A 26247-nucleotide genomic window follows, 5' to 3' on the forward strand; every position below is an offset into this window, starting at 1 on the left:
GCATCGATGACACAGAAAAGCGGCCGCATCCTGATGGTGGACGACGACCAGGACATCCTGGTGGCCGCCCGCCTGCTGCTGAAACGGGAAGGCATCCTGGTCCATACCGAGAGCCAGCCGGATCGCATCCCGCAGCTGTTGAAGGATGAGGTGTTCGACGCCGTCCTCCTGGACATGAACTTCGCCATCGGCGCCAACACGGGGCGCGAAGGCTTCCAGTGGCTGAAACGCGTGCTGGAGATCGACCCCACCCTGTCCGTCATCCTGATGACCGCCTATGGCGACGTGGGCACGGCGGTGGAGGCGATGAAGCAGGGCGCCTGCGATTTCGTGCTGAAGCCCTGGTCCAATGAGCGGCTGGTGGCGACCCTGATGAGCGCCATGACCCTGACCGCCTCCCGGCGCGAGGCGGCGCAGCTGGGTGCCCGCAACAAGGAGCTGGCGGCAGCCTTGGACCAGCCGGGGCAAACGCTCATCGGCAGCAGCCCGGCCATGGCCCGGGTGCTGACCCTGGTGGACCGCGCCGCCCCCACCGACGCCAACGTCCTGATCCTGGGCGAGAACGGCACCGGCAAGGAGGTCATCGCGCGCGAGATCCACCGCCGGTCCCGCCGCGCGGACCAGGTGTTCGTGGCGGTGGACCTGGGCGCCATCGCCGAGAACCTGTTCGAGAGCGAGCTGTTCGGCCACAAGAAGGGCGCCTTCACCGACGCCAAGGAGGACCGCGTCGGCCGGCTGGTGGCGGCCAACGGCGGCACCCTTTTCCTGGATGAGATCGGCAACCTGCCCCTGTACCAGCAGAGCAAGCTGCTGTCGGTGCTGGAGCAGCGCGTGGTCATCCCCGTGGGCGGCAATCGGCCCATCCCCATCGACGTGCGCCTGATCTCCGCCACCAACATGCCGGTGGAACAGCTGGAAAGCCCGGACACCTTCCGCCAGGATCTGCTGTACCGCATCAACACGGTGGAGCTGCGCCTGCCCCCCTTGCGCGACCGGGCGGACGACATCCCGGCGCTGGTCACGCATTTCATGGGGCTGTACGCCCGCAAATACGCCATCCCGCCGCGCCGCCTGTCCGCCGACGCGCTGGCGCGGCTCAAGGCCTATCACTGGCCGGGCAACGTCCGCGCCCTGCGCCACGCGGTGGAGCGCGCCATGATCCTGGGCGCCGGCGACGTGCTGGAGGCGGAGGATTTCTCCCTTCCATCCGCCCCCGGCGGCGCCCCCCGGCCGGCGGCACCGCCACCCACGACCTTGGCGCCGGTGGGTGATGACGGCCTGACCTTAGGCACCCTGGATCTTGAGACGGTGGAGGCGCAGGTGATCCGCCGGGCGCTGGACAAGCACCAGGGCAACATCAGCCACGCCGCCAATGAGCTGGGCATCACCCGCACCTCCCTCTACCGCCGGATGGAGAAGCATGGTCTTTAAGTCGTCGTTCAGCACGGCGCTGACCCTGCGGGTGACCCTGCTGTGCCTCAGCTGCGTGGCCCTGGGCCTGTTGCTGCAGGCCACCGACTACCACGCCACCGAAGCGCTGGTGCTGTTCCTGATCGCCTTCCAGATCGGCGGCGTGGTGCGGGTGGTGAACACCACCAATCGCGAGCTGGCGCGCTTCCTGAACGCGCTCAGCCACTCCGACTTCACACAGAGCTTCAGCTATCGCGCCATGGGTGCCAGCTTTCAGGAACTGGGCCACGCCTTCGCCGGGGTGTTCGACAAGTTCCGCGACGCCCGCGCCGACGCCGAGCGCAAGGCCGATTACCTGAACGTGCTGGTGGAGCATGTGCCCGTGGCCCTGGCGGAGGTGCATCCCGACGGCCGCGTCAACCTGCTGAACAACGTGGCCCGCCGCCTGATCGGCCATGATGACCTGAACCGCCGCCTAGTGGACGGCGGCACCCTGGATTCGGCGCTGCGCGTGCTGGAACCGGGGAAGAGCGCCCTGCTGAAGGTGGCGGGCGGCATCACGCCCCTGCACCTGACGGTGCGCGCCACCCAGCTGACCCTGGCCGAGGGGCCGCGCCTGCTGATCAGCCTGCAGAACATCGGCGGGGAGCTGGAGGCGACGGAGGTCAAGGCCTGGTCGGACCTGGTGCGGGTGCTGACGCATGAGATGATGAACTCGCTGACGCCCGTCTCCTCCCTGGCGGGCACGGCGCAGTCACTGCTGGCCGACCTGCGCACCCAGCTGGAGACCATCCCCGGCCTGCCGCCCGCCGTGCTGCTGGACGCCGCCGACGCGGGGGAGGCCATGGACACCGTCACCCGCCGCGCCGGCGGCCTGCTGCGCTTCGTCGAGCGCTACCGCCGCTTCACCCAGATGCCCCGGCCGAAGGTGGAGCGGCTGAAGGTGCGGGAGCTGTTCGGCCGGGTGGAGCGGCTGATGGGTCCGGCGATGGCGGAGCATGGCGTGGCGCTGGAGGTGGTGGTGCTGCCGCCCTCGCTGGAAATCAGCGCCGACCCCGACCTGATCGACCAGGTGCTGATCAACCTGGTGAAGAACGCGGTGGAGGCGCTTGACGAGTGGAAGGCCGGCGGCACGGCGACCCGCGCCCCCGCCATCACCCTGGCGGGGCACCTGGACGTGACCGGCCACCTGAACCTGCTGGTGCGGGACAACGGCCCCGGCATCCCGCCCGACGTGGCCGACAAGATCTTCGTGCCCTTCTATACTACCAAGCGCGAGGGCAGCGGCATCGGCCTGCCGCTTGCCCGCCAGATCATGCTGGCCCACGGCGGCACCATCGCCGCGTCGCCCGTGGAAGGTGGCGGCACGGTGTTTACTCTGCGGTTTTAACCCCGCCCCAAAGCCGCCAGCCGGTGTGCGTGAGCAGATAGCGCACCCCAACCAGCGCCGCGACCAAGCCGGACGCGGCCCCCAGGCCCAGGGACCAGCGCGGGCCGGCCACATCGGCCACCCAGCCGACGACGGGGGCGCCCAACGGTGTGCCCCCGACCGCGATGGCCAGCAGCAGGGCCACCACCCGGCCGCGCATGGCGCTGTCGGTGGAGAGCTGCACCAGGCTGTTGGTGGAGGTGGTGAAGGTCTGCGCCGCGACGCCGACGACCACCAGCAGGATGCCGAACGCCCAGGTGGTGGGCATGACCGCCGCCAGGGCACATCCCACGCCGAACAGCAGCGCGGCACCCGTCAGCAGGGACACGGTGGGCGTGGCGCGCCTGGCCGCCAGCAGGGCGCCGGCGACGGAGCCGATGGCCATGGTGGAGCTGAGCACGCCGTACTCGTCCGCGCCGGCGCGGAAGACGTGCACCGACATGGTGGAGATGAAGATGGGGAAGTTCAGGCCGAAAGTGCCGATGAGGAACAGCATCAGCAGCACGGCCTGCAAATCCGGCCGGCCCCAGACATAGCGGAAGCCCTCGACGAAGCTGCCCCGGCTGCGCGCCGCCCGCACGCGCGGATGGAAATCCGCCACCCGCAGCAGGCATAGCGAGCCGATGACGGCGACGAAGGAGGCGGCGTTGATCAGGAACACCCAGCCGGTACCCACCGCCGCGATCAGCACGCCCGCCACCGCCGGCCCGATCATGCGCGCCGCGTTGAAGGAGGTGGAGTTGAGCGCCACGGCGTTGGCCAGGTCCGCCTCGCCCACCAGCTCACCGATGAAGGTCTGGCGGGCGGGCGCGTCGAAGGCGGCGACACAGCCCAGCAGGAAGGCGAAGATGTAGACGTGCCACAACTGCACCAGGCCCAGCACGGTCAGCAGGCCCAGGCCCAGCGCCAGCAGGGCGGAGGCGGCCTGGGTGCAGAACAGCAGGCGCCGCCGGTCGAAATAGTCGGCGGCGAAGCCGCTGAAGGGCAGCAGCAGGGCCAGGGGCCCGAACTGCAGGCCCATGACGATGCCGACGGCGGAGGCGCCGTTGACATGCGCCAGTTCCGTCAGCACCAGCCAGTCCTGCGCCGTACGCTGCATCCAGGTGCCGACGTTGGACACGATGGCACCCAGGAACCACAGGCGGAAATTACGGTTGGCCAGGGAGCGGAACGTGCCGGTGGCGGCGGAAGCGATGGGCGCCGTCATGAGGCCCCGTCCAGCAGGGCCAGGATCTCGGCCGTGGTGCCGGTCTCGCCCAGACGGGGAAAGATGCGCGTGAGGCTATGGTCATGGGTTTCGGCGTCGCGGTCGGCCATGGCATCGACAGCCAGCGTGACGTTGTAGCCCAGCGCATGCGCCTCGCGCGCCGTGGATTCCACGCCGATGCTGGTGGCGACGCCGGCCACCACCACCTGGGTCACGCCCCGGCCCTTGAGGTAGGCGTCCAGGTCGGTATGGGGAAAGGCGCCCCAGGTGCGTTTCCCCACGCGGTGGTCCCCCGCCTGGGCATCCAGTTCAGGGACCAGCTCGGCCCAGTCCGGCGGCAGGTCGCGCGGGCCGCGCCTCTGCTCCGTCCGGCCCGGGGGGCCGCCGGCCACGGTGACCAGCACCACCGGCAAGCCCTTGCGGCGAAAGGCGGCGGCCAGATCGGCGGCGTTGCGCAGGACCCCGCCCAGGGGCGGCAGGCCCGGCATGGCCAGCAGGCCTTTCTGCAGGTCGATGACGATCAGGGCGGTGCGGGCATCCAGGGTGGTGACGGCCATGGCCGGTCTCCTTGAAGGTTGGGAATGTCAGTCGGTGACCAGACGCTTCAAAAGGTCGACCGCGCGTCCCAGTTCCGCCCGCTCCGTCAACGTCAGGCGGGCGCGCATGGCGCGGAACAGCCAGTCCTCATGCAGGGCGCGGCCTGCCCGCACCCGCTCGCGGCAGGCCGGGGTCAGGTCCCACAAGGTCTGGCGGCCATCGGCGGGATCGGGGCTGCCCATCACCAGGCCCGCCGCCTCCAGCGCCGCGACGGTGGCGCCCATGGATTGGGAGCGCACGCCCTCCGCCTTGGCCAGGGCCGTCACCGTGGCCGGCCCGCCGTCCAGCCGGCGCAGCACGGCGATTTGCGAGGGCGTCAGGTCGCCGACGTTGGCCTGCTCACGCAACTTGCGCCGCAGCTGGCCCATGACCACGCGCAGCTCCACCGCCGTCGCCATGGTGGCCGATGTGTCGGGGTCGCCCGCGTCGGGCCTCTCCAGGGGGTCGTTCATGCCCCGGTTTTAGCAGGTATGAAGATAAACTACAAAGTCTTCCTTCATATATTGGCGACACAGCGGTGATGGCTGCGCGGGGACCTATACCCGACACCACTTTACTGCGCCGCGCTGTTTGGTCGTTCCCTCAATAGGTGTGTCGCGATAGATTTACCGCTCTCAGGCGGGGCCTTGCGGTTCGGGAGGGCATGGTGCGCAGGATATTTTTGGTGACGGCGTTGCTGGCGCTGCTGGGTGCCGGGTTGCACATGATGACGGCTCCGGCGGACGCGCAGACGGCGGCGCCGGTGACCGTGACCGAGACGCCCGTCACCGTCGCGCCGGCTCCGGACGCGCCTCCCGGCGTCGTTCCCCGGACCATGATCCATGTCGACGACGGCCCCGAAGCGGCGGCGGCCATGGCCAAGGCGGCTCGCGACGCCAGCCTGGCGCTGGCGTGGAAGTCCTTGCCGCAAAGCCAGAAGACCCTGGCGGTGGGCAGCGTGCTGGTGCTGGTGGCGGTCACCGCCGCCCTGCTGTACCTCGCCATGTCCACCGACATGCTGCGCGACAACACGCCGTCCACCTTCGCCGGCGTCACCAGCGCCACGGGCAAGCCGCTGCGCCGCGCCTTCAGCCTGGCGCAAAGCCAGATGGCCTGGTGGTTCGTCATCGTGCTGGCGGCCTACCTTTACCTGTTCCTGGTGACGGGGGAGCTGGACACCCTGACGGGCCAGGCGCTGTGCCTGATGGGTCTCGGCACCGGCACCGCCATGGGGGCGGCGATGGTGGAGCAGAACAAGACCAATCCCATCCTGGCGGCCTACCAGGGCGTGCTGGCACAGATGGCGGACCCGGCCACGCCGCCGGCCGACCTGCCCACCCTGACCGCCACCCGCGACACGCTGGCCCGCCAACTGGCGTCCCGCGATTTCGTCCACGACATCCTGACCGACGCCAACGGCATCAGCCTGCACCGCTTCCAGACGGCGGTGTGGACGGTGGTCATCGGGGTGTTGTTCCTGATCGAGACGGTGGTCCACCGCAAGATGCCGGACCTGGACCCTTATAGCCTGGGCGTGCTGGGCATCAGCGCCGGCACCTATCTGGGCTTCAAGATCCCGGAACAGCCCAATTGAGGGTGGGCACGCGCGTCCTTTCCCCTGCCGAGCGCCTGGACTGGCTGCGCCTGACGCGCACGGAGTCGGTGGGGCCCGTCACCTTTCATCGCCTGATGGAGCGCTTCGGCGCCCCGGCGGCGGCCCTGGAGGCCCTGCCCGACCTGGCCCGGCGCGGCGGGAGCGACCGTCCCCTGAGCATCGCGCCGCGCGCCGCCGCCGAACGGGAGCTGGCGGCGCTGGACCGCATGGGCGCCCGCCTGCTGTGCTGGTGTGAACCCGATTATCCCGCCCAGCTGGCCGCCATCGAGGACGCGCCGCCCGTCCTCACCGTGCTGGGCGACCCTGCCCGCCTCAGCCGCCCGGCCGTCGCCGTGGTGGGGGCCCGCAACGCCTCCCTCACCGGGCGCAAGCTGGCGGCCATGATTTCCCGGGACCTGGCGGAGGCCGGCATCACAGTCGTTTCCGGCCTGGCGCGGGGCATCGACACGGCGGCGCATGAGGCGGCGCTGCACCGCTGCACCGTCGCGGCGCTGGCCGGTGGCGTGGACGTCATCTACCCGCCGGAAAACGCGGAGCTGCACCGGCGCATCGCCGATCAGGGCGCCCTGGTAGCCGAATCGCCGCCGGGGACGGAGCCGCAGGCCCGCCATTTCCCCCGGCGCAACCGCTTGATCTCCGGTCTGTCGCGCGGCGTGCTGGTGGTGGAGGCGGCGCTGAAGTCCGGGTCGCTTATCACCGCCCGGCTGGCGCTGGAACAGGGCCGCGACCTCTTCGCCGTACCGGGGTCGCCGCTGGACCCGCGCGCCCAGGGCTGCAACCGCCTGCTGAAGGACGGCGCGGTCTTGGTGGAGACGGCGGACGACATCCTGGCCTATCTGGGCCCCCAGGGTTTGGCCACGTTCAATGCCCCGCCTGCGGGCGGCGGGCCCGTCCCGCCCCCCGTCGATCCGGGGGAAAAGGAGATCGAGGCGGCCCGTCCCCGGGTCACCCTGTGCTTAAGCCCCACCCCGGTACACATTGACGAAATTGTCCGGGACTGCCAATTGTCTGCGGCGGTGGTGCTGACCATCCTGCTGGAACTGGAGCTGGCGGGCCGTCTGCATCGCCACCCCGGGGGCCGCGTGAGCCTGGCGTGACGCTGGACGGCGCCGCCCCGGGATCAAGGTTTTCGGAAAGCATCGCCACCTATTGCAGTGCGGGGTCCCCTTGTCGGGCAGCAACGTCCTCATCGTCGAATCGCCGGCCAAGGCGAAGACCATCAACAAGTACCTGGGCGATGATTTCACCGTTCTCGCCAGCTACGGCCATGTGCGCGACCTGCCGGCCCGCGACGGTTCGGTGAAGCCGGAAGAGGATTTCTCCATGGAGTGGGAGCTGGGCGACCGCTCCAAACGCCATATCGACGAGATCACCCGCGCCGCCAAGGGCGCCACCCGCATCTACCTCGCCACCGACCCGGATCGCGAGGGGGAGGCCATTGCCTGGCACGTCAAGCAGCTGCTGGATGAGAAGCGCATCACCGGCAAGGTGGACGTGAAGCGCGTCACCTTCAACGAAATCACCAAGAGCGCGGTGCTGGACGCCATCGCCCATCCGCGCGACGTGCACCAGGAACTGGTCGACGCCTACCTGGCCCGCCGCGCCCTGGACTACCTGGTGGGTTTCACCCTGTCGCCGGTGCTGTGGCGCAAGCTGCCGGGCTCGCGCTCCGCCGGCCGTGTGCAGTCCGTGGCCCTGCGCCTGATCTGCGAGCGTGAGTCGGAGATCGAGGCCTTCCGCCCGCAGGAATACTGGACCATCGAGGCGGAGTTCCGCACGCCGGCGGGGGCGCCCTTCACCGCCCGTCTGGTGGGCCTGAACGGCAAGAAGCTGGACAAGTTCACCCTGGGCAACAAGGGCGACGCCGATGCGGCCCTGGCCACCATCCGCCCGCTGTCCTTCATGGTGCGGTCGGTGGAACGGCGCCAGGTGCGCCGCAACCCCTTCCCGCCCTTCACCACCTCCACCCTGCAGCAGGAGGCCAGCCGCAAGCTGGGCTTCGGCGCCACCAAGACCATGCGCATCGCCCAGAAGCTGTATGAGGGCGTGGACATCGGCGGCGAGACGGTGGGCCTGATCACCTATATGCGTACCGACGGCGTGCAGCTGTCGAACGAGGCCATCGACGGTGCCCGCCGCCTGATCTCCTCCGCCTTCGGCAACGAGTACCTGCCCAACGCCCCGCGCGTGTACAAGTCCAGCGCCAAGAACGCGCAGGAAGCGCACGAGGCCATCCGCCCCACCGACATGTTCCGCCGGCCGGACCAGATGGGCCGCTTCCTGGACAAGGATGAGCAGCGCCTGTACGAGCTGGTGTGGAAGCGCACCATCGCCTGCCAGATGGCCAGCGCCGAGCTGGACCAGGTCTCGGTCGACATCGCCTCGCCCAAGGCCGAGGCGCAGTTCCGCGCCACCGGCTCCATCGTCACCTTCGACGGCTTCCTGAAGGTCTATCAGGAGGACCGGGACGACGCCGGCGATGACGAGGACAAGGACACCCGCCTGCCGGCCATGAAGGATGGCGACGACCTGGCCAAGGGCGAGGTCAAGTCCGACCAGCACTTCACCCAGCCGCCGCCGCGTTATACCGAGGCCAGCCTGGTGAAGAAGATGGAGGAGCTGGGCATCGGCCGGCCGTCCACCTACGCCAGCATTCTGCAGGTGCTGCAGGACCGGAACTACGTCCGCCTGGAAAAGCGCCGGTTCGAGCCGGAGGACCGTGGCCGCCTGGTCACGACCTTCCTGGAGAACTTCTTCAACCGGTATGTCGAATACGGCTTCACCGCCGACCTGGAAACCAAGCTGGACGACATTTCCGGCGGCCGCATCGACTGGAAGACGGTGCTGCGCGAGTTCTGGCAGGCCTTCTCCGCCGCGGTGGAGGGCACCAAGGACCTGACCATCACCCAGGTGCTGGACGCCCTGGACGAGGCGCTGGGTCCGCACTTCTTCCCCACGCCGGCCGAGGGCGGGCGCGACCCGCGCGTCTGCCCCGTCTGCGGCGAGGGCCGGCTGTCGCTGAAGCTGGGCAAGAACGGCGCCTTCATCGGCTGTTCCAACTACCCGGACTGCAAGTACACCCGCCCCCTGAGCGTCGAGGGGGGCGAGGAGGGCAACGCCGACCGCGAACTGGGCAACGATCCGGAAACGGGCTACCCCGTGTCCATGAAGCGGGGTCCCTACGGCGTCTATGTCCAGACGGGTGCGCCGGACGAGCCCAAGCCCAAGCGCGTGTCGCTGCCGCGCGCCATGAACCCGCAGGATGTGGACCTGGACATCGCCCTGCGCCTGCTGGCCCTGCCGCGCAGCCTGGGCCCGCATCCGGAGACGGGGCAGGAGATCACGGCCGGCATCGGCCGCTTCGGCCCCTATCTGAAGCATGGCGACGCCTACAAGAACCTGACGCCGGACGACGACGTGCTGACCATCGGCCTGAACCGGGCCGTGGTGCTGCTGGCCGGCGTGGCCGCACGCAAGACGGTGGCGGGCCGTGAGCTGGGCAACCATCCCAAGGACGGCAAACCCATCACCCTGGGCAGCGGCCGCTTCGGCCCCTACGTCAAGCACCTGAAGCTGTTCGCCAGCATCCCCAAGGCCATCAACGCCGACACCATCACCCTGGAACAGGCGGTGGAGCTGTTGGCGGCCAAGGCGGCCAAGGACAGCGGCAAGAAGCCGGCGGCGGCAGCCGACGGCGAGGAGAAGCCGAAGAAGACGGCGGCCAAGAAGGCACCGGCGAAGGCGGCGACCACCAAGGCGGCGGCTGAGAAGAAGGCCGCCACGCCGAAGAAGACCACCACGACCGCGAAGAAACCCGCGGTGAAGAAGACGGCGGCGGGCGACTGAGCCCGTCACCTCGGTTCAAGGATTGATCATGCCGAAGCGTCCGGAGGGCCCCCGGCGGGCTTTGCCCAGGCCGGTGCCGGCCCGCCGTGCGGCCGACGCCCCCTTCCCCACCAGGGAAGAGATCATGGACTATATCCAGTCCAGCCCCGTGCCCGTGGGCAAGCGGGAGATCGCGCGCGCCTTCAACATCACCGGCGACGGCCGCATCGTCCTGAAGGAGCTGCTGAAGGAGCTGGAGGGCGAGGGCAGCATCGAGAAGGGCGAGGGCCGGCGCGTCGCCGTGCCGGCGGCCCTGCCCGAGGTGGCGGTGCTGATCGTCAGCGAAGTGACGCCGGACGGCGAGGTGCTGGCCCGGCCCACCAGCTGGGCGCACGAGGCGCCACCACCGCGCATCTACATGGCCGCCGAGAAGCGCGGCCATCCGGCATTGGCGGTGGGCGACCGCGTGCTGGCCCGCCTGTCGCGGCAACCCCAGGCCGGCGGCGGGGAAGACGTCTATGAAGGCCGCACCATGCGCAAGCTGGACAGCGGCACGGCCACCCGCATCGTCGGCATCTATGAGCGCGCCCGCGACGGCGGCCGGCTGAAGCCGGTGGACCGCCGCGCCAAGGCGGAATTCGCCGTGGCCGACGCCAACGCCGAGGGGGCGCAGCCGGGCGAGCTGGTGGTGGCCGAACTGCTGCCCGCGTCCCGCCTGGGCCTGAAGCAGGTGCGGGTGGTGGAGCGGCTGGGCAGCATCGAGGAGCCGCGCGCCGTCAGCCTGATCGCCATCGCCCAGCACGCCATCCCCACCCAGTTCGCCAAGGCGGCCGTCGAGGAGGCGGAGGCCGCCCCCGAGCCGACGGTGGAGGGGCGCACCGACCTGCGCGACGTCCCCCTGGTGACCATCGATGGCGAGGACGCGCGCGACTTCGACGACGCCGTGTTCGCGGAGCCCGACACCGACCCCAACAATCCCGGCGGCTGGCACCTGCTGGTGGCCATCGCCGATGTCAGCTTCTACGTCCGTCCCGGCATGGCGCTGGACCGCAACGCCTTCGACCGGGGCAACAGCGTCTATTTCCCCGATCGCGTCGTGCCCATGCTGCCCGAGGCGCTGTCGAACGAGCTTTGCTCCCTGAAGCCCGAGGTCAACCGCGCCTGCCTGGCGGTCCACATGTGGATCGATGCGCAAGGGCGCCTGAAGCGCCACCGCTTCGTGCGCGGCCTCATGCGATCCGTCGCGCGCCTGACCTACACCCAGGTGCAAAAGGCCTGCGACGGCGAACCGGATGACCTGACCGGCCCGCTGATGGAGCGGGTGATCACCCCGCTGTACGGCGCCTTCGCCGTGCTGCAGAAGGCCCGCGACGCGCGTGGCACGCTGGAACTGGATCTGCCGGAACGGCTGGTGAAGCTGGACGAGGCCGGCACCATCCAGAGCATCGGCGTGCGCCCCCGCCTGGACAGCCACCGCCTGGTGGAGGAATTCATGATCGCCGCCAACGTGGCGGCGGCGGAGGCCCTGGAGGCCAAGCACAGCCCCTGCATGTACCGCGTGCACGCCGAACCCGCGCGCGACAAGCTGGAGGCCCTGCGCCAGTTCCTGGGCTCCCTGGGCTACACCCTGGCCAAGGGCCAGGTGATGAAGCCCATCCTGTTCACCCGCATCCTGAACAAGGCGGCGGAGACGCCGGAGGCGGACCTGGTGAACACCGTCATCCTGCGCAGCCAATCCCAGGCGCTGTACCAGCCGGAGAACATCGGCCATTTCGGCCTGGCCCTGCCGCGCTACGCCCACTTCACCTCCCCCATCCGCCGCTACGCCGACCTGGTGGTGCACCGCGCCCTGGTGAAGGCCTACGGCCTGGGGCCGGGCGGGTTGGATGAGGAGGAAGCGGGCCGCCTCGTGCAGGTGGGGGAGCATATCTCCGTCACCGAACGCCGCGCCGCCACCGCGGAGCGCGACGCCCTGGACCGCTATGTCGCGGCCTACCTGTCGGACAGGGTGGGCGGCACCTTCACCGGCCGCATCGGCGGCGTCACCCGCTTCGGCCTGTTCGTCACCCTGGACGAGACGGGGGCCGACGGGCTGGTGCCCATCTCCACCCTGCCGGACGACTTCTATGACCATGACGAGGCCAACCACCAGCTGGTGGGCCGCCGCTGGGGCCGCACCTACCGCCTGGGCACGATCGTCAAGGTGCGCCTGGTGGAGGCCGACCGCATCTCCGGCAGCATGGTGTTCGCCCTGCTGGGCGAGGACACGGACGACGCCCCCTGGCTGGCGGGCGGCAAATCCGACGGCAAGGGTGGTCGCGCCCGCCTGACCAAAAAGACCGCCACCAAGGCCCGCGTCAAGCGGGCGCCGCTCAAGGATAAGTGAATGCCTCAATTCATCGGCGGCGTCGCCCTGGTCGTGCGCGACTATGACGAGGCCAAGGCCTGGTACCGCGACGTCCTGGGCTTCGACGCCGTGGAGGACACGGACCTGGGCGGGGGCAAGCGCTGGGTGGTCATGGCGCCGCCCGGCTCAGCTGAAACGCGGCTGCTGCTGGCCAAGGCGGCGGGGCCGGAGCAGGAGGCCGCCATCGGCAACCAGGCCGGCGGCCGCGTCTTCCTGTTCCTGCGCACCGACGATTTCTGGCGCGACTACCATCGCATGAAGGCGGCCGGCGTCACCTTCTGCGAGGAACCCCGGGTTGAAGCCTATGGCACCGTGGTGGTGTTCCAGGACCTCTACGGCACCCGTTGGGATCTGTTGCAGCTCAACGCCTGATGTCCCTGGCTCACAATTCGGGGAAATCACAACAAGTGTAGATAGCAGGGCTGTACCCTGTGAAACGCGTCTGGACCATGGCCCGGGCCATACCCATCATCTAGGCCATGACGACCGACCCCGTCCCCCCTGTTGACCCGCATCCGAGGGCAGTCCGCGAGGCCAGCGTCGCCGAGATGGAGGACACCATGACGGACACGCACGAGGAAATCATCGCTCCGCCCAAGGGCATGGCCGGCACGGCCATGATGCGCGGCATCCGCCGCTGCTGCCCCAACTGCGGCGCCCACACCCTGTTCGCGGGCTATACCAAGGTGGCCCCGGTCTGCACCAACTGCGGCCTGGAATTGGGTAAATTCCGCGCCGACGACGCGCCGCCCTACTTTACCATCTTCGTCGTCGGTCATATCGTGGTCGGCGCCGCCTTGGCGGTCGAACAGAATTTCCACCCCGCCCTATGGGTCCACGCGGCCCTGTGGGGTCCGTTGACCGTGGGCCTGTCGCTGGCCTTGCTGCCCCTGTTCAAGGGGGCCGTGATCGGCGTGCAGTGGGCCATGGGCATCCGCGGCTAGGGGAACAACAAACCGGGAGGCGCCGTGGCCCAGGCCACATGCCGGGCACACCGCGCCCGCTCCACCCATATTACGCCCGCCCATATCAGGCCCGCCCACCTCAGGCCTGACCGCATCCGCCGGGGCGCCGCGCTGGCCCGGACGCTGGCGGCTTTGGCCGGCGTTTTGGCCCTGGCGGCCTGCGCCGGCGGCACCGAGAATCGTGGCAGCGTTACCGCCGAGCAATTCTACCAGAGCGCCTACAGCAAGATCGACGAGCTGTACCTGGAACCGGTGGACATGCGCCGCCTGGTGGTGGACGGCCTGGTCCATGCCGGCGTGGTCGTGCCCGACCTGACGGTGACGATGCAGCCGGGGGGCGGGGCCGTGACCCTGGCGGTGGCCCGGCGGGCACCGCGCACCTTCACCCTACCCGCCGGCCGCGACGCGGCATCCTGGGCCCATCTGGCCGCTCTCACCACGGACTGGACGGTGGCGCAAAGCGCCGATGCCGGCCCCGGCGACCAGACGCGGGAAACCCTGTTCCGCGCCATGCTGGAGGGCGGCACCGCCGACCTCGACCCCTACAGTCGCTATTCCGTGCCGGCGGCGGCGCGGACGGAGCGGTCGCGCCGCGAAGGTTATGTCGGCATCGGCGTGACGCTGGAGGAAACGCCGCGCGGCTTCCGCATCATCGCCGTGGCCCCGGGCAGCCCGGCCTCCGTCGCCGGCCTGCTGGTGGGCGACGTCATAACCGCCGTGGGCGGCGTGCCCATCGACGCCGCCGGCGGGGGCGGCCCCGCCATGACGGTGGAGGCGGTTATGACCCGCCTGAGCGGGCCGGAAGGAACCGGCGTGCCGGTGCGGGTGGCCAGGACCGGCGGCATGGTGACGGTGCTGATCAGCCGCCAGCGCATCATCCTGCCCACCGTGACGGCGGAGCGGGCGGGTGCGGTGGGTGTACTGCATGTCAGCCGCTTCAACGCCGGCACCGCCGACGCCCTGGCCGCCGCCATCCGCCATCTGCGCGACGCCGATGGCTTGGGCCGGCCCACCGGCTGGGTGCTGGACCTGCGCGGCAACACCGGCGGCCTGCTGGACCAGGCGGTGGCCGTGGCCGACCTGTTCATCACCAGCGGCCCCATCCTGAACACCGTGGGCCGCCATCCGGACAGCGTGCAGCACTACGACGCCACACCGGACGACATCCTGGACGGCGCCCCCCTGGTCGTGCTGGCCGACGGGCAGACCGCTTCTTCCGCCGAGATCGTGCTGGGCGCCCTGGTTGACAGCGGCCGGGCCCTGGACGTGGGCACCACCAGTTTCGGCAAGGGCGTGGTGCAGACCGTGGCCCCCCTGCCCAACGGGGGAGAGCTGTTCATCACCTGGTCGCGCATCCTGACGCCGGCCGGCCGCATGTTCGATCACCACGGCCTGGCGCCCGCCCTGTGCACCGCCGGCCTGACCGACGCCGCCGCCATCCTGGCGCCCTTACGCGCCCAGCCCCGGCCCGCCGGCACGCCCGCAGCCTGCCCGGCGGAGCGCAACCGCCCGGCGCCGGTGGACCTGACGGTGGCAGAGACCCTGCTGGCCAGCCCGCCCCTGCTGCGCCGGGCGCAGCTCGCGGGCCAGACGCTGCTGGCCGACCGGCCGACGGCGCCCGGGTCAGGTCCCTGACGCTTGCTCCCCGGCGGCACCGCCGTGGGGCGTCCCTTGCACCTCGGCGGCGTTCTCCGCGAGAAGCGCCGCCGAATTGGCCACGGTCTGCTCGACCGTGCCCAGGGCCATGGCGGGTGCCTCGCCGACCACCTTGGTGTTGGCTTGCGTGACCGAATCAGTGATTTGGCTGTTCACGGCGGTGGGGAAGGCCACGGGGGATCTCCTGCCTTGGAGGCGTTGCGGCTACACGGAGCACGCGTATGATAGCGCAGGCAGACACATCTGGGTAGCGGCGGCGGAATTCCCGGGGGCCATTCCGGGGCTGCGAGGCGGTCGCCCGGGGCGGTGCCGGCCCATGCGCGACGCGCATCCCCTGCCCCAACCCCCTTCCCGGCGCCCTAAGGTTCTTTGGCCTTGACTCTCAGGTGCCGCTGACTAAAGTGCCGCGACGCCGTGCCCCTGAGGGCTGCGGTACGGAATTGTTTTTGACCGCCCCCGACCCGCCGAGTTGGCGACCGAACGGGGTTGTCGTAGGTGGGATTAAAGGTCATGGCCAAGCAGAATACCGTGCTGATCCGTCTGATCAGCTCCGCTGAAACCGGCTTCTTCTACGTGAAGAAGAAGAACCCGCGCAAGACGACCGAGAAGCTGGAGTTCCGGAAGTACGATCCGGTGGCTCGTAGGCACGTGCTGTTCAAGGAAGCCAAGATCAAGTAAGTCCCGCGCGCCCGTATCGGGCGCGCCGTTCCGGAAAGCACGCCCCGCCCGTAAGGCTGGCGGCGAGCTACCGGAGCATGAGGACACTGGTCAGGCGAAGGGCCGCTCCTGGAGCGGCCCTTTCCTATTGGCATGCCTGGCGTCCGGCCTTCCCTTGGGCGCCCAGAACCCTGGGATCATCCCCATGGGCCCCACGGCCGCTTTCCCCTGCCCCATCTTCGTCATCAACCTGGAGTATGACGGGGTGCGGCGCGCGCACATGACCGAGCAATGCGCCCGCCTGGGGCTCGCGGCGGAGTTCGTGCCGGCGGTGAATGGCCGCGCGCTCAGCGAAGCCGACCGCGCGGTCTATGACCGGGCGCGAGCGCTGCGCGTCTATGGCGTGGAGATGCTGGACACGGAGATCGGCTGCTACCTCAGCCACTACCGCCTCTATGAGCGCATGGTGCAGGAGAACATCCCCGCCGCCCTGATCATGGAGGACGACGTGGAGCTGAGTCCGGCCCTGCCCCGCATCGTGGAGGACCTGCTGGCCGACCCGGCGCCGGAATGGCAGGTGGTGCGACTGGAATCCTTGCGCCCCCGCGTGCGGGAACCCAGGACGCCCAAGTTCCGGGGCCGCACCGTCAAGGCCCTGCGCGATGGTGAGCTGGTGCGCCTGGGCACCCACGTCCTGGGCTTCGGCGCCTATCTGATCCGCCTGGACGGGGCCCGGCGCATGCTGGACTACGGCCGGCGCATCTTCATGCCGGTGGACCAGACCATGGACCGCTATTGGGACAACGGCATCGCCCCCTACCTGGTCCGCCCCATCCCCGTGCGCCAGCGCACCGACATGGACTCGCGCATCGGCGCCCGGCCCGCCGGCCGGCACGAGGGCCAGCCCCTGGCCACCCAGCTGGCCCGCCGCTGGCAGCGCCTGTCGGACAGCGTGCGCAAGCGCCTGTACCGGGGCTGAACCTCCCCCACAACCCGAAGCGATCAAGGCCGCTGGATGGCGGCGCCCGGCGACTGAGGAACAGCGAAAACTACCTCGGCAGGCTGAGGTCCGGCGCGTCGGCGTGGCTCAGCGGCGCCGCGTCCAGGCTGCTGTCCGTCACCACGCGGTTGCGGCCCGCCCGCTTGGCCTCATAAAGCGCCATGTCGGCCCGGCGCAGCAGGCTGTCGCCCGTCTCCATGCGGCCATCCGGCCCCTGGGCGCCGGCGGCCACGGCCACGCCGACGGAGATGGTGACCGTGATCTCCCCGCCATCGGTGGTGACGTGGAACGGGGTCTCGCCGATGCGGCGGCGCAGGCGCTCGGCCACCAGCACGCCGGCGGCCAGGTCGGTGTCGGGCATGACCACGACGAATTCCTCACCGCCCAGCCGGGCCACGAGGTCAAAGTTGCGCAGGTTGCGGCTGGCGCGCAGCGCCACCTCCTTCAGCACCTCGTCACCCACACCGTGGCCGTAGGTGTCGTTCACCACCTTGAAGTGGTCGATGTCGAACAGCAGGGCCGCCACCGGCTTGTGGTTGTCCCCGCCCCGGTCCAGCAGGCGCGGCAGGTGCGCGCTGAGGTAGCGGCGGTTGAACAGGCCGGTCAGGCTGTCTGTCAGGGCCAGCGACAGGCTCTGCTCATAATTGGCGCGCAGCCGGTCCTGATAGCGCTTGCGCCGGATCTGGGTCCGGGCGCGGGCCATCAGCTCATTCCGGTCGATGGGCTTGATCAGGTAGTCGTTGGCGCCCAGTTCCAGGCCCTTGGCCACGCGGTCGATGTCGGTCTCGTCCGCCACCAGCAGAACGGGCACCTGGCGCGTCTTCTCCTGCGAGCGCAGCTGGGAACAGAGGCGCAGGCCATCCTCGCGCATCAGCGTCAGGCTGATGACGATGAAGTCGAAGTCGCCGGCCAGCGCCTGCTCCAGCCCGGTGGCGCAGGTGTCGGCAGCCACCACGCGGCCCCGGTCGCGGCCCAGCGTCTCGGTGATCTTGTCCAGGTCGATGGAGCTGTCCTCCACCACCAGGACGTTGGCGCCCTCCGCCGACTGGTTGTGCATGCTGTCGGTGGAGACCAGCATGCCCAGCTGGCCGGACGTGCTCTCGCGCAGGCGCCATTCGTCCATCATCATCTTGAGACGGACGAGGGAGCGCACGCGGGCGAACAGCGCCACGTCGTTCACCGGCTTGGTCAGGAAGTCGTCGGCACCGGCCTCCAGCCCCCGCACGCGGTCGGCGATGTCGGACAGGGCCGTCACCATGACGACGGGGATGTGCATGATGGCGGGATCGCTGCGGATGCGCTCGCACACCTCGAAGCCATCCATGCCGGGCATCATGACGTCCAGCAGGACGATATCGGGCGCCTGCGCCTTGATCTTCTCCAGCGCCTCGGGCCCGCTGCTGGCGGTGATGACGTCGAAGTACTCGCGCGTCAGCTTCGCCGCAAGCAGCTTGACGTTGGGCAGGACATCATCAACGACCAGGACGCGAGCCGACATGACACCACTTATTCCGGCCGCGTCGGGGGAAGACGCGGCTTATTCCAAGGTACTATTGCGCACCCTAATCCAGAAAGCGCCGAACTGTCCGGATGAAAGTGGCAACCGAGATGGGTTTGGCGATGTAGTCATCACAACCGCCTTCCCGGATACGCTCCTCGTCCCCCTTCATGGCGAAGGCCGTGACGGCGATGACGGGGATCGACCCAAGCTCTTGATCCTCCTTCAACCAACGCGTCACGTCCAGACCGGAAAGCTCCGGAAGCTGTATGTCCATAAGTATAAGATCCGGACGGTGTGTCCGCGCCAGTTCCACGGCCATGCCGCCATCGCGGGTCTGCACCGTGCGATAGCCGTGCGCCTCCAGCAGGTCGTTGAAGAGCTTCATGTTCAGCTCGTTGTCCTCGACGATGAGGACACATTTTTTTGCGGCGGCAACCGTGGACATGAGGCGGTCCGTGGCGATGTGGCGGCTACACTAAGGGACAAGCCGGGCGGGTACAACCGTCATCCGGCGCACTCGCGGGTTATGCCCCCGCTGTTCGGTGTCGCGTCGCCATGGCGGCGCCATTCTCCTGTTCTAGGCGTTGTGGGTACCCCCGTGGCGCCCCTGCCTCTCCAACAGGTAATCCGGAAATCTGGTTAAACCAGGGAGAATCGGCAGCGCTGTCATTCACAGCGCCGGCGAATCCGTGAATCGGCCGGCCGGGGCGGTTCCCCCGTGTCTTAACCAGCCAGCTGCCGGCACCAGGCGGCCAGGTCCAGCAGGCCATGGCGCCGGGGACCGGTCGCATCGGCGGCCGCGACCTCCAGCCGCCGCCCGGCACGGCGGGCGAAGGTGGCCAGGCGCGCCGGCTCCTCGACCAGCCGCCCCAACGCCCGCATGACCGCGTCGCCCCGGCGGCGATCCTGAGGCGCCAGGGTGGGCAGCAAAGCACGCATGGCGATCAGGGCGCGGCCCACGTCCATCCGCGCGCGCGCCGTGGCCAAGGCACGGTCGTCCCCCCGCCCACCCCATGCCGCCAGCCGCGCCAGCCGGTGATGGTGGCGATATTCCCACGCCGCGACGTCCGGCGGGGGGGCTGTGGCGCCGGCCAGCGTCCGCACGCTGGCGGTGAAGCTGCCCAGCAGGCGCCGCACCTCCCCCCGCCCGTCCACCGGCAGGATCAGCCGGTAGGTCAGCAATATCCACACGGCGGCCAGCACGATGGCGGCGAAGGTGTTGAGGAAGCCCTGGAGGTCGTAGCTCATGGGGTTGGTGGGCGCGACCAGGGTCAGGAACAGCAGGGGCATGAAGGCGCCGAAGTCACCGCGCCCAGGCCGCTGGGACATCAGGGCGGCCACCAGGATGACCGGCGCCAGCACCAGGGACAGGCCCCAGAACTCCGACAAGGCGGGCAGCGCCAGGAAGGTGATGGGCAGGGCCAACAGCCCGGCCCAGAGGGCCGCGCGGAAGATCTGGACGCTGACCTGTTCGGGGTTGGCGCGGCTGGCCAGCAGGGCGCCGAAAGCGCTGGTCCAGCTGACCATGACGGTGCCGGCCGGCCATTCGGTGGCGACCCAGAAGCCCGCCGCCAGGCCGACGGAGATCAGGGTGCGCAGGGCGGCGATGATCGCGCTGCCCAAGGGGCCGTCCGCCGGCTCCGGCAGGGTGAAGGACAGGCGTCGCGTGGGGTCGCGCGCCACCGCCACCTGCACCATGAGGTCCAGCATTTCCCCTAGTTGGTGTGCCGCCGCGATGGACGCCGGATCGGCCGCCCGGCGCGCCAGGCGCAACGCGGCACGCAGGCGGCGGCGGGCCGCAGCGGCGGCCACGCGGAAGGCCGGCCCGTCGCCCGCGCCCAGCGGCGTCAGGCAAGCCAGCAGCGACCCCGCGGCCGGCAGCACGGCAAGCGCCCGCCGGGCGGCGTCCACCCGGGCCAACAGGCCGAACAGGGCGGCGGCCGTTATCCGGGCGCCGTCGGCCTGGCGGCGGAAGGCGACCGACTCGACGGCGGCGTAGGTCGCCAGATCGTCCAGTCCCTGCAACTCCGCCAACAAGTCCCGGTGGCGACCGGGCGCGCCGGCGCCGGCCAGGTCCTGAGTCAGGTCCTGGGCCAGCGCGCCAGTCACGGCGGCGGTGACCCGGCCCACCCGGCTGTCCAGCCGCCGGGCCGCCGTCACCGGCCAGACGATGCCCGACACCGTCATCTTGGCAAGCACCCCCACGACGATGGCGGCGACGCGGGCGGCCGCGATGTCGAAGGTGCGCAAGGGGTCGTCCACGGCCCCCAGCGCCACCAGGGCCAGGGTGTAGCCCGCCAGCACGGCGGCGTAGGACCGGAAGCGGCGCAGGCGGGTGGCCAGCGCCACGCAGCCCGCCAGCCACAGGCTGTAGAGCAGCAGGAAGGCTTCCGGCGACTGGCCGAAGCCCGCCATCAGGGCCAAGGCCGCCGACGCCCCCACCAGGGTGCCGGCGATACGCCACACGCTCTTGGCGATGACGGCACCGCTCATGGGGTGGCTGACGATCATCACCGTCACCGCCGCCGTCTGCGGGCTTTCCAGCTGCAGGGCATAGGCGAGATAGAGGGCCAGCAGGGCCGCCACCGCCGTGCGCACGGCATGGCCCAATGCCCCCGGGCTGGGAACCAGGGTGAGGACAGACCGGACTGGGAAAGCGAGCGGCACGGGTGGGAACGCCAAAGGAGGGGCGCCGGCCGTCCCATGAGCGGAACGCCAGCCAGTTCATCGATTTGGATGATGCTCCACACCCCCGCCTACGGTCCAATATATGGCTGGATGCTTTTCGATATTCAAAACCGACAGGACGCGCCGCCTTGGACATCCGCCACCTGCGCTATTTCACCGCCGTCGCCGAGGAACTGCACTTCACCCGGGCCGCGGAAAAGCTGGGCATCCGCCAGCCGCCGCTCAGCCAGCAGATCCAGCAGCTGGAGAGGGAGATCGGCAGCCCCCTGTTCCACCGCCTGTCGCGCGGCGTGGAGCTGACGGCCGTCGGCGCCACCTTTCTGCAGGACGCGAAGGCCATCCTGGCGCACATGGACCAGGCCCTGGCCAACGCCCGACAGGTCGCGCGGGGCGACAAGGGCCGCCTGCGCATGGGCCTCAGCATGTCGGTCACGGCCCATCCCTGGATCGCCCGGCTGATCCGCGACTATCGCGCCCAGCATCCGGGGGTACAGCTGACGCTGGAGCTGAACGACTTCGGCCAGCTGACCGACGCCGTGCGCGACGGCGCCCTGGACGTTGCCCTGGTGCGGGGCCGGACGGCGGAAATACCGGGCCTGACCACCTATGCCGTGGTCGAGGAACGGCTGTTGGCTGCCCTGCCCATGGGCCATCGCCTGGCCGGGGCCGCCACCCTGGACCTGGCGGAACTGGCGGACGAGGATTTCCTGATCATCCCGCGCACGGCCGGCCCCAACATTTACGACATCATCATCGCCGCCTGCCGCGAGGCGGGATTCAGCCCCCGCATCGTCCAGGAGGTGCCGGCCTTCCCCCCCTTGCTGAACCTGGTGGAGGCGGGCTTGGGTGTGGCGCTGGCGCCCGATAGCATGCGCAACATGCGCCTGGAGGGCGTGCGGCTGCTGGACCTGAAGGGCGGCTATGACACGGCCCCCATCATGTTGGTCTACCGCGCCAACGAGGGGACGGCCGCCGTGCGGGCGCTGGTCACCCAGGCGCGGCGCGCCGCCGCCATCCGCACCACCCCCACGCCCTGAGGCACGGCCATGCTGGAACTGAAACTCTTGCGCTCCTTCGTCCTGCTGGCCGAAGAGCTGCACTTCGGCCGGGCGGCCGAGCGGCTGCACATCGTGCAGCCGGCCCTGACCCAGCAGATTCAATCCCTGGAACGGCAGATTGGCACGCCCCTGCTGAACCGTGCGCGCGGCCGCGTCAGCCTGACCGACGCCGGCGCCCTGGTATTGGCGGAGGCGCGCAAAACGCTGGAGCAGGCGGCACGGACGGAGGCCATCGGCCGCCTGGCCGGCCGGGGCGAAGTCGGCAAGCTGGAGGTGGGCTTCGTCGGTTCCGCCGGTGTCGGTGCCCTGATGCCGGCGGTTCTGCGTGATTTCCGGCGCAGCCATCCAGCCGTGGAGTTGCACCTGGTGGAAATGGCGGTGGGGCCGCAGCTGGCCGCCATCGCCACCGGCACCCTGGACGTCGGTTTCGTCCGCCTGCCGCCGCTCAGCCTGCCCTCCGGGGTGGCGGTGCTGCCCCTGCGGCCGGACAGCCTGGTGGCGGCGCTGCCGGCCGGCCATCCGCTGGCGGCACTGGATGCCATCCCGGTGGCGGCCTTGGCGACGGAGCCCATGGTGCTGCACCACCGCGCCGGGGCGGCGGAGCTGCGCAGCCTGATCGACGACCTGTGCAGCCGCCATGGCTTCACCCCCCAGGTGGTGCAGTCGGTGCCGCAGATATCGCTGACCGTCCGGCTGGTGGCCGCCGGCCTGGGCCTGTCGCTCCTGCCCGGGTCCATCGCCCGGCTGGCCGTGGAGGGCGTGGTCTACCGCCCCCTGGCCGATGCCGATATCCAATACACCCTGGCCTTAGCCCACCGCCCCCAAGACCCGGCACCGGCGGTGCGGGCCTTCGTCAGCCTGGCCGGCGCGGCGGCGGAGGCCTAGCCTAATCGCCGGCGTCCAGGTCCACGCCCTGCCAGCCCCCGCCCAGCGCCTTATAGAGCGTGATGACGTGCTCCACCCGGGCCAGGCGGCTTTCCGCCTCCCGATCTTCCGCCTGGTAGGCTTGGCGCTCGCCATCCAGCACCTTCAGGAAGTCGGTCAGGCCGGCGGCATAGAGGCGGGTGGCATGGTCCAGGGCCTGGGCCGCGTCGGTGCGGGCGGCCGCCAGGGTCTGCTGCCGCCGGGTTTCCGTCTGGTAGTTCACCAGCGCATCCTCCACGTCGCGCAGCGCCTCCTTCACCGTGCGCTCATAATTGATGCGCGCGGCCTCGGCCTCCGCCTTGGCCAGCGTGATGCGGGCGTCGTCGCGGCCGCCGTTGTAGACAGGGCCGGTCACCTGGGCGCCCAGGGAATAGGTCAGGCTGGCCAGGCTGAACAGCTTGCCCAGGTCCGCCGCCTGGGGCAGCAGGGTCAGCGGAATGGCAAAGTGGGGCAGGCTGGCGGCGGTGGCCACGCCGATGCGGGCGGTGGCCGCCGCATAGCGCCGGTCGGCCTGGCGGATATCCGGCCGGTTAGCCACCACCTCGGACGGCACGGATACCGGCAGGCTGTCGGGGACGGACAGCAGGGGTGCGGGCTGGCTCAATTCCGCCTCCAACTCCCCCGGGTAGCGGCCCAGCAGCACGGCGATGGCGTGGCTCATGCGCGCCACCGCCGCCTCCAGCGGCGGGGTCGCGGCCTGCACCGTCTCCAACTGGGTCCTGGCCTGCGCCACGTCCAGCACCGTGCCCAAGCCACGCTGGTAGGCGCGCTGCGCCAAATCCAGGGCCTTAGCCGCGACCGCGATGTTGTCGCGGGCGATGGTCAGGCGCAGCTGGGCGGCGCGCAGGCGGGCGTAGTCCGTCGCCACCTCCGCCAGCAGGCTGACCAGGATGGCGCGCCGCCCTTCCTCCGTCGCGGCGATATCGGCATCGGCCGCCTCCACCGCCCGGCGGGTGCCGCCGAAGACGTCGACCTCCCAGGTCGCGTCCAGTTCCGCCTGCCAGGTGTGATAGCTGCCGATACCCGGCGGCCAATCCACATTTTCGCTGGATCGTTGCAGGGCCGGGTCGATACCCAGCCGCACGTCCGGTAGGTCGGCGGATTTGGCGATGACACGAGCGGCGCGGGCCTGCACCAGGCGCTGGCGCGCAATTTTGAGGTCTTCATTGTCCACGATGGCCGCCTGTATCAGGCGGCTGAGGGTGGGGTCCCCGAAACTGTCCCACCAGGCGCGCATGGCGTCCACGCCGGCCACGGGCACGCTGGCCGCCGGCGGCAGCTGTTCGGTCCAACCCTTGGGCAAATCGTCCAGCGGGACGGGCTTGTAGTCCGGGCCGACCACGGAACAGGCGGACACCATGCCGCCCACCATCAGGGCGGCCAGGGCCTTACGGCGGATCATGGCTCAGATCCTCGATTCCAGGCGGGCCAGCACCCGGCCTACGACGCCCTGCGGGCGCGCTGCCTCATCCCCCACCGACACGGTGCAGGTCATGCCGGCGGCGAGAACCACGCCGGGCGGCACGGTGTCGATGCCGATGCGCACGGGGATGCGCTGCGCCAGCCGCACCCAGGTGAAGACCGGGTTCACGTCCTGCAGGCCATAGGCGTTGGGGGCGCTGTTGCGGTCGTTGATGCCGCGGGCGATGGTCTCGACATGGCCGGCCAGAGGGGCGGCATAGCCCATGAGCTTCATGCGGGCCGGGTCGCCCTCATGGATGCGGGCCAGCTTGGTTTCCTCGAAATACCCCGACACCCAGAAACTGTCGGTGTCGATGACCGCCACCCGGGGCTGGCCCACCGTGGCGTAGTCGCCCACGCGCAGGCGCAGGTTGGTGACATAGCCGTTGACCGGCGCGCGGATGATGGAGCGTTCCAGGTTCAGATTGGCCAGGTCCAGCGCCGCCGTCGCCGCGTCCAGCTGGGCATTGGCCACGCTGGCGGTGCTGCGGAACCGGTCCTGCTCGGCCTCGGACACCACGCCGGCCAGGCCTTGGCGGCGCTGCGCGTCGCTGAGCTTCAGGGCCCGGTCATCGCGCGCGGCGGCGACGGCGGCGCGGGCCTGGGCCTGGGCGATGCGGAACCGCGCCGGATCGATGACGAACAGCACGTCGCCCTTGTGGACCAGCTGGTTGTCGTGCACGGGAATGTCGACGATGGTGCCGGCCACCTCCGGCGCCACGTCCACCACCTCCGCCCGCACGCGGCCGTCGCGCGTCCAGGGCGCCAGCATGTAGCGCTGCCACAGGGCGCCGATCAGCAGGATAGCCAGCGCCACCAGGACCAGGGTGGAGGCCCCGCGCCCCAGGGCGCGCGCCAGGGTCATGAGGCGGGCGTTCACAGCAGCACCAGACCAGAGAGCAGGATGGAGAACAGGGCCGCCTCGACCAGGGCGGGGTGCCAGACGATGCGCCAGAAGCCTAGGTAGGCCAGCAGGCCGCGCAGCAGCAGGAAAAGCACCAGGGTGACGGCCACATAGCCGACAATGGGGGCCATGAAGATGCCGGCGACATCCAATTCGGCCATGACGGAAAGGACCTCGTTGGGAGTGTGGAAAAAGAAAAGGACGCGGCCCGAGGGTGCTCCCCTTGCCGCGTCCTTTCCCTGAGCGTGACGTGCCCGGCAACCCGATGGGAGGGGGGCCGGCGGGCACCGTCACGAAGGGGGCAGGGGTGGGCGGAACCGGATCAACCGCCCCTGGACCATTAGGCCTCCCCCGCCCCGTAAAGACCCTGTCAGTTGGCCGACAGGGCCTGCGCCGTCAGCGCCGCGTCCAGATTATCGACGCAGGCATTGAAGTCGGCGGTGCCGGGGGTGGCACCGGCGGCGGCACAGGCCTGCTGCTCACGGCCAACCTGGGCCGACACCTGGGCATGCGCGCCCTTCACATGGGTCAGCACGTTGGTGCAGGCGGCGAAGTCGGAATTGGCCGGGTGCAGGCCCATGGCCTGGCAAGCCTGGCTGACCGCCGGGGTCACCACCACCTCGGTGCCCGCGGCATTCGCGCTCAGCGGCGCGGACAGGGCCAGGAAGGACAGGGCGGCGGCGGCAACGGCAACCTTCCGGGACGAATTCTTCAGCGGGGCGAACATTCAAGCATCTCCATCAATCAACCGGGCCGCGTCCTGTCAGGTACAGCGCCTTCAGTCGGCGCGGTCGTTGGTGAGATGAACTATGCGCCCGGCTGCTGCGGTGCGTCTAATATATCGAAATGGCATCTTCGATATCTATTTGATATGGCAATAGCCCAAGCCACCCAAGCCCACGATCAGAATCCGTGATCGTTGCGCCCTTGAGAAACTATTGGAGGGGCAGCGGCGCAGGGCCCC

Annotated in this window: 24 protein-coding genes; 13 read left to right on the plus strand and 11 right to left on the minus strand. The window is 70.0% G+C overall.

The genetic code is table 11. The annotated features are described in order from the left end of the window. Positions 1-6: 6 nt before the first annotated feature. Entirely contained in the window at positions 7-1431 is a 1425-nt protein-coding gene (locus FBZ87_RS00475) for a sigma-54-dependent transcriptional regulator (protein ID WP_145608289.1), read from the plus strand. Continuing rightward, complete coding sequence (locus tag FBZ87_RS29450; RefSeq protein WP_211106797.1) at positions 1421-2800, plus strand: sensor histidine kinase; 1380 nt, start codon at positions 1421-1423, stop codon at positions 2798-2800. Before FBZ87_RS00475 ends, FBZ87_RS29450 begins: the two co-directional genes overlap by 11 nt. Here the strand turns inward: FBZ87_RS29450 and FBZ87_RS00485 are convergent. The 3 genes from FBZ87_RS00485 to FBZ87_RS00495 are packed head-to-tail and all read right to left on the minus strand — an operon-like array spanning position 2784 to position 5095. Continuing rightward, positions 2784-4046 (minus strand): MFS transporter, encoded by a 1263-nt coding sequence (locus FBZ87_RS00485; protein WP_145608291.1) that lies wholly within the window; start codon positions 4044-4046, stop codon positions 2784-2786. The two genes, FBZ87_RS29450 and FBZ87_RS00485, sit on opposite strands and share 17 nt — an antisense overlap. Beyond that, the gene (locus FBZ87_RS00490) at positions 4043-4603 is read right to left on the minus strand and encodes a cysteine hydrolase family protein (RefSeq protein ID WP_145608293.1); all 561 of its coding nucleotides are present in this window, start codon (positions 4601-4603) and stop codon (positions 4043-4045) included. Before FBZ87_RS00490 ends, FBZ87_RS00485 begins: the two co-directional genes overlap by 4 nt. Before the next feature lie 27 nt (positions 4604-4630). Next, entirely contained in the window at positions 4631-5095 is a 465-nt protein-coding gene (locus FBZ87_RS00495) for a MarR family winged helix-turn-helix transcriptional regulator (RefSeq protein ID WP_145608295.1), read from the minus strand. A 212-nt stretch (positions 5096-5307) separates the two neighbouring features. On the opposite strand from FBZ87_RS00495, the gene FBZ87_RS00500 reads away from it, so the two are divergent. The 7 genes from FBZ87_RS00500 (at position 5308) to FBZ87_RS00530 (ending at position 15069) form a co-directional block, all read left to right on the plus strand. Further along, positions 5308-6216, plus strand: coding sequence for a hypothetical protein (locus tag FBZ87_RS00500; protein ID WP_145608297.1), 909 nt, complete (start codon positions 5308-5310; stop codon positions 6214-6216). A gap of 2 nt (positions 6217-6218) precedes the next feature. Continuing rightward, positions 6219-7334, plus strand: a complete 1116-nt coding sequence (gene dprA / locus FBZ87_RS00505) for a DNA-processing protein DprA (protein WP_342780891.1) — start codon at positions 6219-6221, stop codon at positions 7332-7334. A 70-nt stretch (positions 7335-7404) separates the two neighbouring features. Further along, entirely contained in the window at positions 7405-10083 is a 2679-nt protein-coding gene (gene topA, locus FBZ87_RS00510; RefSeq protein ID WP_145608299.1) for a type I DNA topoisomerase, read from the plus strand. Positions 10084-10111: 28 nt separating this feature from the next. Next, positions 10112-12448 (plus strand): ribonuclease R, encoded by a 2337-nt coding sequence (gene rnr / locus FBZ87_RS00515; RefSeq protein ID WP_246134168.1) that lies wholly within the window; start codon positions 10112-10114, stop codon positions 12446-12448. Next, complete coding sequence (locus FBZ87_RS00520) at positions 12449-12841, plus strand: VOC family protein (protein WP_145608301.1); 393 nt, start codon at positions 12449-12451, stop codon at positions 12839-12841. A gap of 188 nt (positions 12842-13029) precedes the next feature. Next, complete coding sequence (locus tag FBZ87_RS00525; RefSeq protein ID WP_246134169.1) at positions 13030-13413, plus strand: DUF983 domain-containing protein; 384 nt, start codon at positions 13030-13032, stop codon at positions 13411-13413. Between the two features lie 24 nt (positions 13414-13437). Next, entirely contained in the window at positions 13438-15069 is a 1632-nt protein-coding gene (locus FBZ87_RS00530; protein ID WP_145608304.1) for a S41 family peptidase, read from the plus strand. On the opposite strand, the gene FBZ87_RS29540 is transcribed toward FBZ87_RS00530, so the two are convergent. Then, positions 15058-15264, minus strand: a complete 207-nt coding sequence (locus FBZ87_RS29540; protein ID WP_145608306.1) for a RebB family R body protein — start codon at positions 15262-15264, stop codon at positions 15058-15060. The genes FBZ87_RS00530 and FBZ87_RS29540 overlap by 12 nt on opposite strands. A 336-nt stretch (positions 15265-15600) precedes the next feature. On the opposite strand from FBZ87_RS29540, the gene rpmG reads away from it, so the two are divergent. Both rpmG and FBZ87_RS00545 read left to right on the plus strand, forming a co-directional pair. Further along, the gene (gene rpmG / locus FBZ87_RS00540; protein WP_145608308.1) at positions 15601-15768 is read left to right on the plus strand and encodes a 50S ribosomal protein L33; all 168 of its coding nucleotides are present in this window, start codon (positions 15601-15603) and stop codon (positions 15766-15768) included. 184 nt (positions 15769-15952) lie between these two features. Then, positions 15953-16726 (plus strand): glycosyltransferase family 25 protein, encoded by a 774-nt coding sequence (locus tag FBZ87_RS00545; protein ID WP_145608309.1) that lies wholly within the window; start codon positions 15953-15955, stop codon positions 16724-16726. A gap of 70 nt (positions 16727-16796) precedes the next feature. Here the strand turns inward: FBZ87_RS00545 and FBZ87_RS00550 are convergent, their stop codons facing one another. The 3 genes from FBZ87_RS00550 to FBZ87_RS00560 form a co-directional block, all read right to left on the minus strand. Then, positions 16797-18245 (minus strand): PleD family two-component system response regulator, encoded by a 1449-nt coding sequence (locus FBZ87_RS00550; protein WP_145608311.1) that lies wholly within the window; start codon positions 18243-18245, stop codon positions 16797-16799. A 64-nt stretch (positions 18246-18309) separates the two neighbouring features. Then, positions 18310-18693 carry a response regulator gene (locus FBZ87_RS00555; RefSeq protein WP_145608312.1) on the minus strand — a complete coding sequence of 128 codons (384 nt, stop codon included), beginning with the start codon at positions 18691-18693 and terminating at the stop codon, positions 18310-18312. Between the two features lie 278 nt (positions 18694-18971). Continuing rightward, complete coding sequence (locus FBZ87_RS00560) at positions 18972-20915, minus strand: FUSC family protein (RefSeq protein WP_186454495.1); 1944 nt, start codon at positions 20913-20915, stop codon at positions 18972-18974. Positions 20916-21064: 149 nt separating this feature from the next. Here FBZ87_RS00560 and FBZ87_RS00565 point away from each other — a divergent pair, with 149 nt between their 5' ends. Then, positions 21065-21973, plus strand: coding sequence for a LysR substrate-binding domain-containing protein (locus tag FBZ87_RS00565; RefSeq protein WP_145608316.1), 909 nt, complete (start codon positions 21065-21067; stop codon positions 21971-21973). A 9-nt stretch (positions 21974-21982) separates the two neighbouring features. Next, positions 21983-22879, plus strand: coding sequence for a LysR substrate-binding domain-containing protein (locus FBZ87_RS00570; protein WP_145608318.1), 897 nt, complete (start codon positions 21983-21985; stop codon positions 22877-22879). A gap of 1 nt (position 22880) precedes the next feature. Here the strand turns inward: FBZ87_RS00570 and FBZ87_RS00575 are convergent, their stop codons facing one another. From FBZ87_RS00575 to FBZ87_RS00590, 4 genes are all read right to left on the minus strand, one after another. Then, positions 22881-24320, minus strand: coding sequence for an efflux transporter outer membrane subunit (locus tag FBZ87_RS00575; RefSeq protein WP_145608320.1), 1440 nt, complete (start codon positions 24318-24320; stop codon positions 22881-22883). A gap of 3 nt (positions 24321-24323) precedes the next feature. Further along, positions 24324-25244: an efflux RND transporter periplasmic adaptor subunit gene (locus tag FBZ87_RS00580; protein WP_145608322.1), complete on the minus strand. Its 921-nt coding sequence runs from the start codon at positions 25242-25244 to the stop codon at positions 24324-24326. Positions 25245-25255: 11 nt separating this feature from the next. Continuing rightward, positions 25256-25444: a DUF1656 domain-containing protein gene (locus tag FBZ87_RS00585; protein WP_145608324.1), complete on the minus strand. Its 189-nt coding sequence runs from the start codon at positions 25442-25444 to the stop codon at positions 25256-25258. Between the two features lie 209 nt (positions 25445-25653). Beyond that, positions 25654-26010 carry a hypothetical protein gene (locus FBZ87_RS00590; RefSeq protein ID WP_145608326.1) on the minus strand — a complete coding sequence of 119 codons (357 nt, stop codon included), beginning with the start codon at positions 26008-26010 and terminating at the stop codon, positions 25654-25656. Positions 26011-26247 lie beyond the last annotated feature (237 nt).

Origin of the sequence: Nitrospirillum amazonense (assembly GCF_007828035.1) — a bacterium.
Lineage (GTDB): Bacteria > Pseudomonadota > Alphaproteobacteria > Azospirillales > Azospirillaceae > Nitrospirillum > Nitrospirillum amazonense.